The sequence below is a fragment of the Aeromonas sp. 102P genome, from assembly GCF_051920345.1.
Classification (GTDB): Bacteria; Pseudomonadota; Gammaproteobacteria; order Enterobacterales; family Aeromonadaceae; genus Aeromonas; species Aeromonas veronii.
In genome coordinates, this window is sequence record NZ_JBQBCZ010000001.1 from 2,281,580 (window position 1) to 2,297,510 (window position 15,931).

The window sequence follows — 15,931 nt, forward strand, 5'->3', positions numbered from 1 at the left end:
TGATTAGCCATGACTCTCTTCCCGTCTGCGACTGGGCAGATTGACCGTCAGCTGGGTGCCGTGGATGCAGGAGAGTTGCAAACTGCCCCCTAGGGCCTGTACCCGCTCGCGAATGCCGAGCAGGCCATAGCCCTGCTGCGGGCGGCTTTCTGGCAGACCGCGGCCATCATCTTCCAGCACCAGTTGCAACTGCTCGCCGCTGGCCCGGGCGCGAATGGTGACCGAGTGGGCGTTGGCATGTTTGACCACGTTGTTGAGCCCCTCCTGACAGACCCGAAACAGGGTGACCCGCTGGGCATCGGAGAGATCCCCATCCGCCAGCTGCCACTCCAGCCGGGTGACGATGCCGTGACGCTCCAGCTCCAGTTCCCGCAGCAGTGCCCGTACCGCCTGTTCAAGAGTCATGTCGTCGAGCTGGCGCGGGCGCAGCCGCCCGAGCAGGCCGCGCACCGCGTCGTAGATCCCGAGCGACAGCGTGTCGATCAGGGTGCTGCTCTGGCCCACCCCGGCATTATCGGGGGCGAGGCGGCGCACTATGCCAGCCTGGGTACGAATGGCGGTGATGGTCTGGCCGATGTCGTCGTGCAGCTCGCGCGCCACCTCCTTGCGGATGCTCTCCTCGGTCTCCAGCAGCCGCTCGGTGAGCTGGCGATTGTGGGCGAGCTGGCGGGTCAGCGCCTGATTGAGCTCGCGCTGGCGCTGGATCCCGGCACCCAGCAGCAGGCCGGTGAGGCTCTGGGCCAGCAGGGAGAGCAGCAGATCGAGGGGGTGATCGTGCCAGGCTTGGCTCGCCAGCAGGGCGATGGTGTTCATCAGGGTGGCGAGCAGCGCCCCTTGCCAGCCGTAGCGCCACGCCATGGCGATGATGGGGATGGCGAGACAAAACGGGGTAAAGCGCACCAGCGAGTTGGGCAATCCCAGTTGCAGCCAGAGGCTCAATACGAACAGCAGCAGATACCAGACCAGATGGCGAAAGCGCCACTCTACCGGCTGATCCACCAGCGCAGGCCCCAGTGGCACCCAAGTGGCGCGAGTGAGGTAGTGCCAGATCAGCATGCAGGTGGAGGTCAGGGTCAGCCCGCCGGTCAGGCTGAGCAGCAGGGCCGAGAGGACATCTTCCCCCGCCAGATGCCAGAGCAGGGCTTGCAGCAGCGCCGCCGCCGTGACGGTGGCGAGCAGTAGCAACAGTTGCTGCCAGTCATTGCGCACCTGCTGGCGGCGGGCAATCAGCAGCGGTATCAGGGTCAGCAGACTGCCCGCGACCAGCCAAGGCCAGTGGGGCAGCCCCACTTCCAGATTGAGCCAGTAGAGCAGCAGCCCTTCGCACAGCAACAGCGGCGGCCAGTAGTGGCCGGGACTTTGCAGCAGCAAGCCGAGGCGCAGGCCGAAGGGGAACAGCAGCACCGCCAGAGCCGGGCCGCCCGCCAGATGCAGGCTGATGCTCCAGAGGCAAAACCAGCCGGCGGCAAAGATGAAGCAGGCCGCCAGCGCGATGGCGACATAGCTGGCAAAACGGGAGATCACCAGCTATCCAGCATGCGGTGGGCCAGCTCGACGTTGTTGCTGACCTTGAGCTTGTCCATCAGGTTGGCGCGATGGACGTGAACCGTCTTGGGGGAGAGGCCAAGTTGCTCGGCAATGGCCTTCACCTCCAGCCCCTGTGCCAGCAACTGGGCAATCTCCCGCTCCCGATTGGTGAGGGGATCCCGGCTGCTGCTGGCCAGTTTCTGGGCGATGTCCGGCGTCAGATAACACCCCCCCTGTGCGGCGGTGCGCACGGCGGCGATCAGCTCGTCCGGACTGCAGCGCTTGGAGAGAAATCCCTTGGCTCCGGTCTGCAGTGCCTGCTCTATGAGGGCGGGGCTGTCGTGTACCGAGAGCATCACCACCGCAAGGCCGGAGGGGAGCTGCTTGAGCAGATCCAGCCCCGATTGGTCGGGCATCGAGATGTCGCAGACGCAGACTCGCGCCCCGCTGCCGGGCAGGCCGGCCAGGGCGTCGCTGGCGGAGCCGAATTCGGCGACCACCTGCAGGTCTGGCTCCAGATTGAGCAGTTGGGCAAAACCGGATCGGACGATCTGGTGATCGTCGATGAGGGCAATTTTTATCATGATGTCAGCCTGAAATTCGGTGCGTCATGACCATGACGCGGCCAACAAGATACCTGCCCCCCGAGCCAGGCTCAAGCAGCAGCAGGGAAAGAGGCTAAAAACCGGGTGGCAAGGTGCGCAAAGCTTGATCGGGATCAGCTGGCAAGGGCGAGCAAGCGGGCTGATCAACAGGGGGATGACCAGCCCGGGGGACTCAGCGGTGCAGCTCGCCGGCGCGCTCCGGCTGATAGACCACTTCCAGAATTTCGACCTCGATGGTGCGACCGGCCGGGCCCGGCCAGGCGATGCTGTCGCCCACTTTCAGACCGAGCAGGGCGCTACCCACCGGCGCCAGTACCGAGATGTTGCTCTCGTCGCCCTTGGCATCGCGCGGGTAGACCAGGGTCAGGCAGAACTCGTTGCCGCTGCTCTGCATCTTGAAGCGAACCTTGCTGTTCATGGTGACCACGTCCGGCGGCATGTCGGCCGGTTCGCGGATCTCGGCGCGGTCCAGCTCCTCTTGCAGGGCCAGATGCTGTGGGTGGTTGCCGAGCAGTTGTTCGATACGGTCCAGATCAAGGCTGGAGATAACCAGATGTGGTTGTTTCATAAGATATTCCTTATCAATAGCGGATAGGCCCATACCGGCGGGTGCAGGTTGGCCATCACGCAAAGTGTTACAAAAATGGATTCAACAGGTTCAATCGATTGAGAATGCCATGCCCCCAAGCGACTCGCGGCCGAAGGAGCGAGGCGGGGGCTCAGCAGGGTGTGAGCAAATGCGAGGAAATAGCGAGTATTTTCATGGGGCTACCATAACCATTCTGGCTGGCCTTGGCAACCGTGATTGAGTGACTACTCAGGAGCCTGATAGTTGTACTGACGGATGATCCGCGTGAGCGAGCCATCACGGCGCATCTCGTTTATCACGGCTTGCCAGCGACGCCCTTCGGTGAAGGGGAACTCTTTGTGAGCGGCAATAAATAACTGGGTGCGCATCAGGGTTTCACCACGAACAAGTTGCCCAGTAGAAAATCCTTCTTGCTGTTGGTTGTAGAGAATAGCGTTCCAGGCTGCTACCCATGCATCGATACGCCCTCGTTGTAGTTTGTGCGCATTGAGTTCTTCGGTGGCGACAGTTTGACTGGTCAGATTGAGTCTTTGTTTGAGTAAATGTTGGCCGAAAGAGTGGCGCAGAGTACCGACCTTGAGGGTGGACAGCTCACCGGCTTTGATTGGAACAGGATGAAAGCGGCGATCGCTGACGATAACAAATTCCTCGTCGATTATTGGTGCTACCCAATAAAAGAGGTGCTCTCGTCGAGAGCTCCGCACTGGCGGGATCAGCAGTACATCCTTGCGGTGGGTCACTTCGATGAGGGCTCGGGCCAGCGGCATCAACTCGATAGTGAGCGGTTCTTTTAAGCGCCGGGCGGCCTCTTCCATGACCTCGATGGCCATGCCGCTTGGAGCCCCCTGCTGGGAACGTATGACATAGGGGGGCAACTCGGCCGCCACCAGCACAATAGCCTGGGCACCGGTGTGTACCAGCAATAACAGCAGGGCAAAAAAGGGCAGGCAGAGAGCGCGCATCAAGGTCGTGAGCCAGAGTCGAATATGCAGAGTGTAGCATTCCTGCCTGCGTTGTCGTTGTGCCCGCAGAGGGGTTGGGATCTCAGTCGAAGAAATCCCGCAGATCGCGCACTTCGTAATCAGCGAGTTGCTGCCAGGGGAGCTGAGCAGGCAGCTTGCGCAGGGTCACCTCCATCCGGTAGCTGCGATAGCCGTCGAGACTGGCCGATTCGACTACCAGCGGGATCTGCCACTGACTCGACCAGAGAATGCGGGTTCGTTGCTGCCCTTCGCGCTTTTCATACCAGCGGGCCTGCTCGGGGGTGGCCTCATCCAGCGGAGTCATCCCCTCGATCAGCGCCGGGTTGACGAGATGGCGGATCCGCGGCCAGTCGGGCTTGAAGGCCACCTGGCCATACTCTTCCACCGGCACCTCAACCAGCTGGTTGTGCCAGCTGTCGGCATAACGCAGCTGCAGCTCACCCTCATCACTGCGGCTGACCCAGCGGGCCGCCATCTGGTGGGTAAAGTGCTTGTGGCCGGGCGTGGCGTCGTGAGTGGCGTGATAGGCACGGGCAAGGGGGAGGGGAATGAGCCGCTGGCTCCACACCTGATTGCCCACGCGCAGCCACTTCTCTTGCCAGACACTCTCTCTGGCGATGCCATCGCTGCCGGTATTCCGGTCGTGATAGCTGATCCGGGCGGCGAGATCCGGGGGCGTGTCGTCAGCATGCAGGGGGAAGGCGAGGGTGCTGCCAAGCAGCCATAACGAAAGCAAAAGTCGCATCATCATCTGTCGCTCGAAAGTGCCGGGGCCCGGGCCCGGGCCGCTGAGTCAATTGCTCAGATGCACCCGGGCCCCTGCTGCTTACAGGCCGAGCGCCTCCCGCAGTTTGCCAAACACCTTGGTGTTATCCAGCGTGCCTTTGAAGCGGTTGCTGCCGGCGCCATCGGCAAACAGCATCACATCGCCGCCGCCGTGGGTTTCCGATGTCAGTTTGACGCCGGTCTCCTGCAGGTAGTCATTGGCCATCACCTGATCGCTGGTGAGGACCGGGCGCACATCGGGGCGGTTGGGGCCGTTACCGAACACCAGGGTGGTGAAGGGCTTGCCATCCACGTCGTTCTGGGTCGAGCCGTCGCCATTTTTCACCAGATCCAGCACCGGATTGCCCTTGGCGGAGTAGCCGTTAATGGTCATGGTGTGGTCATGGTCGGCGGTGACCACGATCAGGGTATTGTTGAGATCCACTTTACCCAGCGCCGTCTTGACCGCCTCATCCAGAGCCACCGCGTCGGTGAGCGAGCGCTTGGCGTTGGTGCCGTGCAGGGCATGATCGATCCGGCCGCCTTCTACCATCAGGAAGTAACCCTGACTGTTCTTGCTCAGCAGGTCGATCGCCTTGGCGGTCATTTCGGAGAGGGACGGCTGGGTATTGGCTGCCCCCTTGGCGACCCGATCCAGCTCGTAGTCCAAGTGGGATTTGCTGCTGAATAGACCGAGCACCTTGCCGCTGGTGACCTTGGCCAGTTCACTTTGAGTGGTGACATAGCTGTATCCCTGCGCCTTCATCTCGGCGGTCAGGTCGCGGTTGTCATTGCGACCGCCCTTGTTGCTGGCGCTGTAGGGGGTCCAGTGGTTGGCACCACCGCCCATCAGCACATCGACCCCATCCCCCAGCGCCTGGTTGAAACCTGCGCCTCCCGGAACAGCTTGTGCGGCGATGTCATAAGCGGCATCCCGATGGCAGATGTGGGCGTAGGTAGCCGCCGGGGTGGCGTGGGTCAGCTCGGTAGTGGTGACGGCCCCGACCGCTTTGCCTGCCGCCTTGGCCAGCTCCAGGATGGTGGGCACCGGCTTGCCGTTATCGCTGCTGCAATTGTTGACGGTTTTGTTGCCATTGACGTCTTTGCCGGGGGCGACGGCTTTGGTGTCGCTGCTCATGGCGATCACCTCGTTGTTCATCTTGACCCCGGTGGTGTAGGCCGCCATGGAGGGGGCCGAGTCGGTGGTCTGGGCATCGTTGGAGAAGGTCTTGATGCGGGCACTGCGCGGCAGTTTCATCATCTCCAGATTGCCTTCTTCTCCCACCTTGAACAGGCGGGTGGCGGTGAGCACGGTGGGGCCCATGCCATCACCGATAAAGAGAATGACGTTTTTGGCATCACCGGCCTGTGCCTGGGAGGTTGCGCCCAGCGCACTGAACAGGGCTGCGCAGACCAGCGTGTGCTTGATGGATGTGTTCATCTTTTTGCTCATGAAAGTGCTCCTTACAGCTTGGCCGCAGCCTTGATCTTGCCGAACACGGCGGTGTTATCGAGTGAGCCATGGAAGCTGTCCGCCCCCTTGCCGATGGCGCCGAGGAAGACATCGGTGCCGCCGTGGGTCTCGTTGCCGATTTCGCCTACCTTGACCACCACTTCCTGGTGGTAGTCATTGGCGGAGACGGTGGCATCGTCGAGCGGGGCAACGCTGCTGCGCGGGCCATCTACCCGGTTGTAGCCGTTGCCAAAACCTATGATGGTGTAGGGCATGCCCTCGCTATCCTTGCTTGGCTCGCCAGTCTCGTAGTTCTTCACCAGCCCGAGTACGCCGGGGTTGTCGGCAGTGGTCTTGCCGGTGCGCTTGGCATAGCCGTTGAGCACTAGCGTGTGGTCGTGGTCGGCGGTGACCACGATCAGGGTGTTTTTCAGCTCGGGGTCGCTCTTTTTCACCTCGTCGATGGCGGCCTTGATGGCGTTGTCGAAGGCTATGGTGTCCTGCAGCGCCCGCTTGGCGTTGGTGTCGTGCAGGGCGTGGTCGATGCGACCCCCTTCCACCATCAGGAAGTAACCCTTCTCTTTGCCCTTGAGCTGCTTGATGGCGGCCAGGGTCATCTGGGCCAGTGACGGCTCGCTGGCGGGACGGTCCAGGTCATATTTCATGTGGCTGGAACCAAACAGGCCCAGCAGTGGCTTGCCCGCATCGGCCTTGTTCAGCTCATCCAGATTGCTGGCAAACTGGTAGCCCTTGGCCTGCATTTCGCTGATGAGGTTGCGGCCATCCTCCCGCTTGCCCTTGTCGGCTTTAGGCAGGAAGAAACTGCTGCCGCCACCGAGCACCACATCCAGCCCCTCCTTGAGGGCGCTGTTGTAGCCTTTGCCGCCCGGTACCAGCTGGACGGCGATATCTGCCTCCAGATCCCGGTTGCAGATATGGGCATAGGTAGCCGCCGGGGTGGCGTGGGTTACCCGGGTGCTGGTTACCACACCGGTACCGCGGCCATCGGCTTTGGCCAGCTCCAGCAGGGTGGTCACCGGCTTGCCGGCGCTCTTGCTGCAGTCGCTCTCATAGGTGGCGTCGCCGTCCATGCTGATGACGCCGTTGTTGCTCTTGACCCCGGTCATGTAGGCCGCCATGGAGGGGGCCGAGTCAGTGACCTGGGCATCGTGGGAGAAGGTCTTGATAAAGGCCGTCTCTGGCAGGGTATCGATGGTGAGATCACCCTCTTCGCCGACACCGTAGATGCGGGCCGCCGTCAGGGTGTTGAGGCCCATGCCGTCACCGAGGAAGAAGATGACGTTGGTGGGTTGGGCTGCGGGCTTGGTCGCCACCGTGTCATTGTCTGATTTGCAGCCGGCAGCCAGGGCGGCGCCGATCATCACTGCAAGTCCTGCCATTTTTCTCATTGGGGTTCGCTCCTTGTATAACCTGAGCGCAGCCTAGAGGGGGCAGATGACACTTTTACTGACTATCGGTGACGGTTGTGTGAAAAAGTGATGAAAATGTTACACTATATCAATGTGTTATCTGTCAATTGAGCCAGTTGGTCCGGTCGCTTCCGGCAAGGTCGCTCCGCCTCGGCGGTTTGCTGATTTGAGGAGGTGATGGTTAGAATGACCTGTCAAAAGAGGCCCGCAGCAGGTAAAATGCGCCCCCTTCGTTCGATGCCCGCGGCAGAGCGCTTGTTGTTCCATGCGCGCGCCCGCAGCCCCCACAGAGAGTAACGGATATGTCCATCAACTGGTTCCCCGGTCACATGCACAAGGCCCGCAAAGAGATTGCCGAGGTCATGCCCCAGGTCGATGTGATCATCGAGATGCTCGATGCCCGCATCCCCTTCTCCAGCGAAAACCCGCTGGTGCCCGAGCTGCGTGGTGATACCCCGGTGATCAAGGTGCTGAACAAGGCGGACCTGGCCGATCCGGCGATCACCGATCTGTGGGTGGCGCACATGGAAAAAGAGAAGGGGATCAAGGCGCTGCCGCTGACGCAACAAGAGCCGGAGAAGATCAAGCAACTGCTGACCCTCTGCCACGAAATGCTGCCGGAGCGCAATTTTGAGCTGCGCGGCGTGCGGGCGATGATCATGGGGATCCCCAACGTGGGCAAGTCCACCCTGATCAATACCCTGGCGGGGCGTATCATTGCCCGCACCGGCAACGAGGCGGGGGTGACCAAGTCCCAGCAGCGGATCAAGCTCGACAACCACGTCATCCTGACCGATACCCCGGGCTTTTTGTGGCCCAAGCTCAACCCGCCCTCCTGCGGTTATCGGCTGGCCATCACGGCGGCTATCAAGGATACCGTCTATGACTATGCGGACATCGCCATGTTCGCCGCTGACTACTTCCTCAAGGCGTATCCGGAGCGGATCAAGGCGCGCTATCAGATTGACGAGTTGCCCGAGACCGAGATCGAGCTGCTGGATCTGATCGCTCGCCAGCGTGGCTTCATGCGCAAGGGGGGGCTGGCCGACCTGCACAAGGCGTCCGAGATCCTGATCAACGAGTTCCGCTCAGGCTTGCTGGGGCGCATCTCGCTGGAGACGCCGGAGATGGTGAGCGTCGAGATTGTCGAGGCCGCCGCAGAAGCCGAGCAAAAAGCCAAAGAGAAGGCCGAGCGGGAAGAGGAGCGTCAGGCCCGCGCCCGTCGCAAGTACGCCCGCAAGCGTCAGAAATAGTTATCCTCAGGCGTCCCGAGCTTGCCTGACAACGAGCGAGCTTGTGTGACCCAGATGACGAAACACGAAGAGGCGACCCCAGGGTCGCCTCTTCTGTTTTATCTGGTGAAGTGCCCGACATATAAAGGCATGTCATCAACCAAAACGGTGGCGCGCCGTCTCAAACAGCGACATATGAAGCGGGATCAGCTGTTGCCAGTCGCGGCGATAGCCGCCACCGGGCACTGCGGCGACAGGCAACCCATGCTTGATTGCACAGTCAAATACCATGGCATCGCGCAGGCGAACCCCTTCATCGCTCAGGGAGAGATAACCAAGTTCGTCGGCATGATGCACATCGACGCCCGCCTGATAGAGGATGAGATCCGGCGAATAGAGGCGCAGTGCCAGCGAGAGTGCCTGTTGCAGTGTGGTGAGATAGGCATCGTCTGCCATGCCGCTTGGCAGCGGAAAGTCGAGGTGAGAGGTGGTTTTGTGATAGGGGAAGTTGTGCTCCCCATGAAGGGAGAGGGTGATGATATCGCGCCGTCCGGCGCACAGGGCCGCACTGCCATCTCCCTGATGCACATCGAGATCGACGATCAGCACCTGTTCACAGCGCCCCTCGTCGAGGCAAGCCTGGGCGGCAATCACCAAATCGTTAAACAGACAAAAACCGCTGCCGTGATCGCGATGGGCGTGGTGGTAGCCACCGGAGATCTGCAAGCCGCAGCCCTGCTCAAGAGCATGGCGGCTGGCGGCAACGGTGGCACCCACCGAGCGCAAGGTGCGCTCCATCAGCATGGGTGACCAGGGGAAACCGATCTTGCGGATGGCGCGCTCTTCAAGCTGGCCGCTCAGGGCCGCCGCGACATAATCGGCATCGTGAATGCGACAGATTTGCTCCCGGGTAGCGGCCGGCGCTTCGCCAAGGGGGTAACCCTGCACCTGCAGGTGCTCAAACAGCCCCTGATACTTGGCCAGCGGGAAGCGATGGCGCTCGGGTAGCGTCAGGGAGGAGTAGAGGGGGTGATAGAAAATGCGCAACGACATGGTGCCATTCTCCCTGGCAAGGTGGCGCTTTCTATATATGAAATCAGCAGATGAATCCATATATACACTCCCTATATAAAGGGGAAGTGGCAGCGCACAAATCAAGACGCGTCGTGAGTGAGACCGCAGGATATGGAAAAGGGGAGCTTGGCTCCCCTTTCAGTCAATCTCTCAGTCCGGCTTATTGCTGCTGGATAACCCAGATCTGGAAGGCTTTGCGGGTTTCCGCATCTGCCTTGTTGTACCAGTTTTGCAACTGGGTCAGCGCTTCCGGATTGCTTTGAGCCTTGCTGGGGGCAACCTGAACCGGTGCGCTGGCGGCAGCCATCACGGCAGCAGTAGAGACGGCAACGGTTTTGGGCTGGTTGAAGGCTTTGCCCATGTTGATCAGCTCTTGCTGATAGTCACGGGTCAGCTGGAAGCCCTCTACTTTCGGCATCACGAACTGTTCGCTACTCACTTGCTGACCACTGACCTTGTCTTTCAGCGTGACTTTCTGATCCTTCAGGAATTGTTTGGCTTCTGCTTCGTTGCGGGGCTTTTTATAGTCCAGCACCAGCTGCTGGTTGTCGGCAGCGGTGAAGTTCAGCACCAGCGGCTCGGCGGTCACCAGCTTGATTTCGTCTCGATTAGAATAATTGCCTTCAAATGCAACCACGAGCTGATGTTTACCAACGCTAAGTGGAAACTTTTTGGTGTTATCGAGTAATGAGGGATTGATTGCTTGACCATCGATCAGCTGGACGACATACGGGGTGGTCACTTCCAATTGGGCATCAGCAAGGGCGCTACCGGCCCACAACAGACCAGCCAGCGCCGGTACCAGAACAGTCAGTTTCATTTCATCTCCTTGAACAGTCAGGCGATTGCCCACTGAAAACAGGGGCTCATTTTTACAGGTTTGGCCTACTGCGGCAATGGCTCTTTCTGGTGCTCGATGTTTGCGCTGCTGTCAGTTTGTTTGTCAATAGCGGCAGACTGATTTACTCGATCCGCCGTGTAAACGGGGGGAGAGCATCAAGCAACCCCTTGCCATAACGTTTGGTCAGCAGGCGGCGGTCGAGAATGGTGACCCGTCCCCGATCAGCCTCTTTGCGGATGAGGCGGCCACAGGCCTGGATAAGCTTGCGCGATGCCTCCGGCACTGTCAGTTGCAGAAAGGGGTTCCCCCCTCGCTGCTCCACCCACTCGGCGGTGGCCTCCTCGACCGGCGAGTTGGGTACCGCAAAGGGGAGTTTGGTGATCACCAGATTGGTGAGATAGTGACCCGGCAGATCCAGCCCCTCCGAGAAGCTGCCGGTACCAAACAGGATGCTGGCCTGACCGCCATCGCATTTTTGTTTGTGCAGGGTGAGCAGGGCATTGCGGGAGGCTTCCCCCTGCACCAGCAGTGATAGTCCCTTGGCTCGCAAGCCAACGGCCACCTCATTCATCTGGCGGTAGGAGGAGAAGAGCACCAGACTCGCCTCCTTGCCCGCCAAAATGCGTGGCAGCACGCTGACAAGCTCGTTGGTAAAGGCCGGCGAGTTGGGTTCGTGCTCCATCTTGGGCAGATAGAGCTCGGCTTTCTGATAGTCAAAGGGGGAGCGCAGGCGCAGATAGCGGGTACCATCGTGCTCCTTGAGCCCCACCTGATGGCGAAAATAACTAAAGGAAGAGAGGGCGGTGAGGGTCGCGGAGACCAGTACGGCACCTAGACATTTCGACCAGAGCCACTCCTCCAGCAGATAGCCCACCTCTATCGGTGAGGCGTGCAGCCAGATATCGCCGTCATCGCTCTTGGCCATCCAGCGGGCGAGCGGGGTTTTGCCGGTCGGCACATGGCGCCCCAGCATCTCCCAGAGGGCGCAGAAACTCTCCAGTCGCTGCAGATGAAAACCGCTCTCGGCCAGCAGGGGCTCGGCCTCCTTGCGGCGGATCTCACCATCTTTCAGCGCTTCACCTATGGCCCCCTGCATCCGATCCAGCGCCCGCAGCGCCTTCTTGCTCGACTCCTTGAGATTCTCTGCCAGCATGGGCAGGGGATCCGGCAATACCCCTTCGGCGAAACGGTAGTGGGGTTCACTGCCAAAAAGCCGATCGTTGGCGCTGAGCCACTGCTCGACCGCCTTCAGATCAGGCTGGATGGAGGCCAGTGCATCCTGCAGTTTGAGTTGGGGGTCGAGCAGGCTCTCCTTATTAAGAGTCCGCGCCAGCTTGCCTGCACTTTGTACCAGCTTCTCCAACCAGCGACGCGAGCCTTTGACGCTGGCCGACGCCGCGCCGTGATCCCGGGCAATGGTGGGCAGGTGATGGGCCTCATCCAGCACATAGATGCACTCATCGGGGGGCGGCAGAATGATGCCGCCGCCCATGGTCAGATCGGAGAGCAGCAGCGCATGGTTTACCACCAGCACATCGGCGCTCTCCATATCGTTGCGGGCGCGATGAAATGGGCAGTGCTGGTGATGGCTCAGCGCCTTGTTGCAGGTGTGGCGGTCGGCGGCGATGCGATCCCAACACGTGTCGGGAATGGGCTCCGGCCAGTTGTCCCGATCCCCGTCCCATTTACCATTGGTGTAGGCCTGCCACAGGGCCTGGTAGCGATCTTTGTCGCTGTCAGAGGGCTTGGACTTGCTCAGACTGCCAAAGTCGAGCTCGAAGTTGGCCATCTCGGCGCCACTGGCTGCCTGCTCCAGCAGATGCTCGCAGCAGTAGCGCTGACGCCCCTTGACCAGCATAAAGCGAAACGGCAGCTCGCTGTGGCGGTGGTAAAAGGGGAGGTCTTTGTGGATCAGCTGCTCTTGCAGAGCCACTGTGGCAGTGGAGATCACCAGCTTCTTCTGGGTGAGTCGCGCAACCGGAATGGCACCTTGCGCATAAGAAAGAGATTTGCCTATACCGGTTCCCGCTTCGGCAACCAGGATCCGGCGCTGTTTGTCGTACTCGCCGGTCAGGGTTTTGGCTATCTCGGCCACCAGAAAGTTCTGCTCTTTGCGCGGCACAAAACCGGGTAATCCATCCGAAATCTGGCGATAGGTTTGACGAATGGTGGCTTTAAGGCGAGTAGAGAGCATGAAGAGAAGGCCAGTTAGGGGTTAATCGAAGGACAAGGATACCCGCAACCCCTTGGTGAGGTCGAGGCAACAGCCATTATCACGGCAGTTTTACGCTGATCAGACCACGTTGGTTGTTTATCAGGTAGTTAGCGTTATTTGCATGAAAAATAGACTATTTTAGTCCAAATAATCAGCAGGATTAATTGTAAACGTTTTCCCGTTGGTTCTGCTTCAAGTGAGATGCGCATCACATTTTCATCTTGGTGACCATGATTTCCATAAAAAGTTCCAAGTTTTTTCATTGCGGTTCAAAAAATCCGGTGCTAGTCTCGGCGGCATAGTGATGCAAAGAACATCGCTAACACAGGGAATAACAACGACTTAGTGTTTAACTTACAGTAGGCATTGGAAACTATGAAAAAGACAATTCTGGCAATCGCTATCCCGGCTCTGTTCGCTTCCGCAGCCAACGCAGCTACCGTGTATGACAAAGATGGTACCAAGTTTGATGTGACTGGGCGTGTGCACGCGGCTTATCAGGGCAAAGCCAACACGGATGAGCTGGCGGTTAATGCCAACGATGATCTGTACTACAAGCGACTCGATACCACCGAGAAAGGTGAAGTTTACACCTATGCGCGTTTTGGTATGCAGGGCAAAGTTGCGCTGAACAATACTTGGTCTGCCGTTGCTATGGGTGAGTGGGAGGTTCAAGGCGAAGAATCTGATGGTGATGATCAGTTTAAATCTCGCCATATTCTGACCGGTTTTGATGGTTCTCAGTACGGTAAATTCCTGTTCGGTCAGACTGATACTGCCTCCAAATGGGGTGTACAGGATCGTGCCGATATCTTTGAAGAACTGGGCAACGTCGGTAACCTCAACGATGGTCGTCAAGAAGGTCAGGTCATCTATCGTGGTGAGTGGGATGGCATCTTCGCCAACGCCTCATACATTACCAAAAACAGCAGCTATAAGTCTGGTGAGCGGTTTGGCATTGAGTCTGGCGCTAATACTGCCCTGGACCAAAATGATAAAGGCCTGAAATCCGGTTATGCGCTGGGCGCTGGCTACAACATGCCGAACGGTTTCGGTTTCGGCGTGAGCACCGAGAGCAAAGAGTTTGAGCGTGGCACTCGTGTGAAGGATTTCGATGGTGTAAACACTGCTACTGCAAGCACCTTTATGAAGAATCTCGAAAGCAAGGATGACTGGGCTATTGGTGCTTCCTATGCCTACGATGCTTTCTATGTTGGTGCCTTGTATAACCAGTCTAAGCTGAAAGGCTATGACAATGGTGAAGAAGTTAAGGCCAAAGGCTATGAAATCGCCGGTTCTTACACCATCGATGCATGGAAACTGCTGGCAGGTTATAACTTCCTAGAATCCAAAGCCTCTGATAACTTTGGCTCCAGCAATGACGTCGAGATGTTTAACCGCGTTATTCTGGGTGTTGAGTATGCCTTCACTTCCAACATCAAGTCTTATGCTAACTACGCCATCGAAAGCGCTGATAACAAAGACGACCAGTGGGAATTCGGTATGCAGTACAACTTCTAATAAGTTGCACATGCGTAATATCCTAGCTTGAGTCTTTGACCAAGCTACGAATGGCCGAGATGATATCTCGGCCATTTTCTTTTTGGCGGCATTGCTATTGCGTAACGGAGTTCTGGTGAATCGCCGGATTGTAATTTCTAGTGATAGTTGGCAAATTGCCGGTCTCGTTTAATTTGTACAGATCTAGTTATCACCTGACACCGGCCTCAAACCGGTGTCTTGTTTACGCTACTTTAGTGCGCACTTCCTTCGGTATCAATTTCAGACCCTTCTTGAACATACTGTAGGGGGTTTGACCCTCGATCATCCTGCCCTGATGTGGCCGCTGGGTGTTGGCTGGGTGTTGTAGTGTTCCAGATCGCTATCCAGCTCTGTCTGCATCTGCTCTACCGACTCATACCAAGTCGTTCTCCCCTTGATACGGAAGTGTTCATCCAGCAGTGTGCAATGCAGTCGCTCGATAAAGCCGTTGCTCTGCGGCCTGCGCACCCTGGTTGTCCGGTGCTCAATCCCCTCCAGTTGCAGGAACAGCTCGTAGGGATGGTGGTCAGGGCGCCCACAGAACTCGCGCCCGTTATCCGACAGGATGGTATAGACCCGCGCCCAGGCGTGGCGACTGTAGCAGTCCAGCACGGTTTGCAGATACACCTTGCCAACCCCCTTGAGCGCGCCGACAAAGAAGGTGTCGACCGCCACCAGTTCTCCGGTGTAGTAAACCTCAATCTGGCGTTCGCGAAACTCGGGGCTAAAGCGTTCTAACAGGCGAATTTGCTCGTCACTGAGCTCAATGGTCTGCTCCCGGTGGGTTTTCTCGAGGCGCAGCAAGCGGTCGTGTTTGGAGAGCAAGTCGTGCCGTTGCCACACGCCACGCACACCGCCCGCACTGACATTGATGCCTTGCAGAGCCAGTTTTTGCGCGACTCGCAGCGGGCCATGAGCTGGTCTGGTGAGGGAGTAATCGAGGATGGCCTGTTCAATCTCGGGCGCAACCCGATTGGGATGAGCCCCTTTACAGCCGGGCAATTTGTCGAGCAATCCCTCGGCGCCATAGGTCTGGAAATTACGGCGAATTTCGTAGAACTGCTGACGACTGTAGCCGATGAGTTTGCAGGCTTTGCTGACGTTATTGAGCTCTATGGCGAGCTCTAGCAGGCTGAGTTTGCGACGTGCTACTTTCTCGTTGGTGGTCATGCAGAGGCTGATAGTATTTTGCAGGTGCAAAAAAGCCCCTTGGCGGGGCTTGGTGTCTGGCAAGGCCTGTGTCGGGATTATCAATCGAACAGGATGCGGCCGCTGGTGCCGGCATCGCTGTCTTTCCAGCTGGCGCCGCTTTTGCGCAGGGTGTAAGTGATAGTCTCCTGCTTGAATTTCAGGTAGTCGCTGCCGCTGTGACTTGGTTTTACCTGATTGCCATCGATATAGGTTTCCCCTGTGGTATCGACGTGAATTTCGGCCACGGTGCGGCCATCGTCAGTGACCGCCTTATAGTTGCCAGCCCACGGGCTCTCGTCGCCATACTGCACGGCCCCTTCCTGAGCGTGCGCTTGGGCATGGGTCTTGTGGCCATGATGGGTTTTGGCCACGGCGCAGCCGGAGATACCGACCGCCAGCAGGCAACCGAGGGCGACATTGAGCAGAGTCTGTTTGGATTTCATCTTCATTTACCTGAATCAAATAATTGCAATGGATAAGGGGT

13 protein-coding genes and 1 pseudogene are annotated in these 15,931 nt (G+C 58.6%); 2 read left to right on the forward strand and 12 right to left on the reverse strand.

Features of this window, described 5'->3' with window-relative positions; all coding sequences use genetic code 11:
• Positions 1 to 3: 3 nt before the first annotated feature.
• The 7 genes from uhpB to ACTG1K_RS10895 all read right to left on the reverse strand — a co-directional run bounded on the left by uhpB (position 4) and on the right by ACTG1K_RS10895 (position 7,331).
• Complete coding sequence (gene uhpB, locus ACTG1K_RS10865; RefSeq protein WP_440005318.1) at positions 4 to 1,524, reverse strand: signal transduction histidine-protein kinase/phosphatase UhpB; 1,521 nt, start codon at positions 1,522 to 1,524, stop codon at positions 4 to 6.
• Positions 1,521 to 2,111: a transcriptional regulator UhpA gene (gene uhpA, locus ACTG1K_RS10870; RefSeq protein ID WP_005334071.1), complete on the reverse strand. Its 591-nt coding sequence runs from the start codon at positions 2,109 to 2,111 to the stop codon at positions 1,521 to 1,523. The genes uhpB and uhpA overlap by 4 nt, the downstream gene beginning before the upstream one ends.
• 193 nt (positions 2,112 to 2,304) lie before the next feature.
• A complete protein-coding gene (gene rnk, locus ACTG1K_RS10875) occupies positions 2,305 to 2,700 on the reverse strand; it encodes a nucleoside diphosphate kinase regulator (protein ID WP_005334070.1) in 396 nt (131 codons plus the stop codon).
• A gap of 245 nt (positions 2,701 to 2,945) precedes the next feature.
• Entirely contained in the window at positions 2,946 to 3,683 is a 738-nt protein-coding gene (locus ACTG1K_RS10880; protein WP_439987896.1) for a substrate-binding periplasmic protein, read from the reverse strand.
• 82 nt (positions 3,684 to 3,765) lie between these two features.
• The gene (locus tag ACTG1K_RS10885) at positions 3,766 to 4,452 is read right to left on the reverse strand and encodes a hypothetical protein (protein WP_151287117.1); all 687 of its coding nucleotides are present in this window, start codon (positions 4,450 to 4,452) and stop codon (positions 3,766 to 3,768) included.
• Between the two features lie 78 nt (positions 4,453 to 4,530).
• Positions 4,531 to 5,922 (reverse strand): alkaline phosphatase, encoded by a 1,392-nt coding sequence (locus ACTG1K_RS10890; RefSeq protein WP_440005320.1) that lies wholly within the window; start codon positions 5,920 to 5,922, stop codon positions 4,531 to 4,533.
• An 11-nt stretch (positions 5,923 to 5,933) separates the two neighbouring features.
• Positions 5,934 to 7,331: an alkaline phosphatase gene (locus ACTG1K_RS10895; protein ID WP_005334065.1), complete on the reverse strand. Its 1,398-nt coding sequence runs from the start codon at positions 7,329 to 7,331 to the stop codon at positions 5,934 to 5,936.
• 323 nt (positions 7,332 to 7,654) lie between these two features.
• Here ACTG1K_RS10895 and ylqF point away from each other — a divergent pair, with 323 nt between their 5' ends.
• Positions 7,655 to 8,605 (forward strand): ribosome biogenesis GTPase YlqF, encoded by a 951-nt coding sequence (gene ylqF, locus ACTG1K_RS10900; RefSeq protein ID WP_270816955.1) that lies wholly within the window; start codon positions 7,655 to 7,657, stop codon positions 8,603 to 8,605.
• Between the two features lie 135 nt (positions 8,606 to 8,740).
• Here the strand turns inward: ylqF and ACTG1K_RS10905 are convergent, their stop codons facing one another.
• The 3 genes from ACTG1K_RS10905 to dinG form a co-directional block, all read right to left on the reverse strand.
• A complete protein-coding gene (locus ACTG1K_RS10905; RefSeq protein ID WP_047439244.1) occupies positions 8,741 to 9,637 on the reverse strand; it encodes a histone deacetylase family protein in 897 nt (298 codons plus the stop codon).
• Positions 9,638 to 9,818: 181 nt separating this feature from the next.
• Positions 9,819 to 10,478, reverse strand: coding sequence for a YccT family protein (locus ACTG1K_RS10910; RefSeq protein ID WP_270816956.1), 660 nt, complete (start codon positions 10,476 to 10,478; stop codon positions 9,819 to 9,821).
• A gap of 142 nt (positions 10,479 to 10,620) precedes the next feature.
• Positions 10,621 to 12,693 (reverse strand): ATP-dependent DNA helicase DinG, encoded by a 2,073-nt coding sequence (gene dinG / locus ACTG1K_RS10915; protein ID WP_439997357.1) that lies wholly within the window; start codon positions 12,691 to 12,693, stop codon positions 10,621 to 10,623.
• 396 nt (positions 12,694 to 13,089) lie between these two features.
• Here dinG and ACTG1K_RS10920 point away from each other — a divergent pair, with 396 nt between their 5' ends.
• Complete coding sequence (locus tag ACTG1K_RS10920; protein ID WP_440005323.1) at positions 13,090 to 14,235, forward strand: porin; 1,146 nt, start codon at positions 13,090 to 13,092, stop codon at positions 14,233 to 14,235.
• A 223-nt stretch (positions 14,236 to 14,458) separates the two neighbouring features.
• Here ACTG1K_RS10920 and ACTG1K_RS10925 read toward each other — a convergent pair.
• Positions 14,459 to 15,426, reverse strand: a pseudogene (locus ACTG1K_RS10925) (integrase core domain-containing protein).
• A gap of 80 nt (positions 15,427 to 15,506) precedes the next feature.
• The gene (locus ACTG1K_RS10930; RefSeq protein ID WP_042056543.1) at positions 15,507 to 15,890 is read right to left on the reverse strand and encodes a hypothetical protein; all 384 of its coding nucleotides are present in this window, start codon (positions 15,888 to 15,890) and stop codon (positions 15,507 to 15,509) included.
• Positions 15,891 to 15,931: the final 41 nt, after the last annotated feature.

Bases quoted from the DNA above. Each gene is read 5' to 3' on its own strand.
- uhpA (WP_005334071.1), bottom strand. From the start codon at position 2,111: ATGATAAAAATTGCCCTCATCGACGATCACCAGATCGTCCGATCCGGT.
- rnk (WP_005334070.1), bottom strand. From the start codon at position 2,700: ATGAAACAACCACATCTGGTTATCTCCAGCCTTGATCTGGACCGTATC.
- ACTG1K_RS10880 (WP_439987896.1), bottom strand. From the start codon at position 3,683: ATGCGCGCTCTCTGCCTGCCCTTTTTTGCCCTGCTGTTATTGCTGGTA.
- ACTG1K_RS10885 (WP_151287117.1), bottom strand. From the start codon at position 4,452: ATGATGCGACTTTTGCTTTCGTTATGGCTGCTTGGCAGCACCCTCGCC.
- ACTG1K_RS10890 (WP_440005320.1), bottom strand. From the start codon at position 5,922: ATGAGCAAAAAGATGAACACATCCATCAAGCACACGCTGGTCTGCGCA.
- ACTG1K_RS10895 (WP_005334065.1), bottom strand. From the start codon at position 7,331: ATGAGAAAAATGGCAGGACTTGCAGTGATGATCGGCGCCGCCCTGGCT.
- ylqF (WP_270816955.1), top strand. From the start codon at position 7,655: ATGTCCATCAACTGGTTCCCCGGTCACATGCACAAGGCCCGCAAAGAG.
- ACTG1K_RS10905 (WP_047439244.1), bottom strand. From the start codon at position 9,637: ATGTCGTTGCGCATTTTCTATCACCCCCTCTACTCCTCCCTGACGCTA.
- ACTG1K_RS10910 (WP_270816956.1), bottom strand. From the start codon at position 10,478: ATGAAACTGACTGTTCTGGTACCGGCGCTGGCTGGTCTGTTGTGGGCC.
- dinG (WP_439997357.1), bottom strand. From the start codon at position 12,693: ATGCTCTCTACTCGCCTTAAAGCCACCATTCGTCAAACCTATCGCCAG.
- ACTG1K_RS10920 (WP_440005323.1), top strand. From the start codon at position 13,090: ATGAAAAAGACAATTCTGGCAATCGCTATCCCGGCTCTGTTCGCTTCC.
- ACTG1K_RS10930 (WP_042056543.1), bottom strand. From the start codon at position 15,890: ATGAAATCCAAACAGACTCTGCTCAATGTCGCCCTCGGTTGCCTGCTG.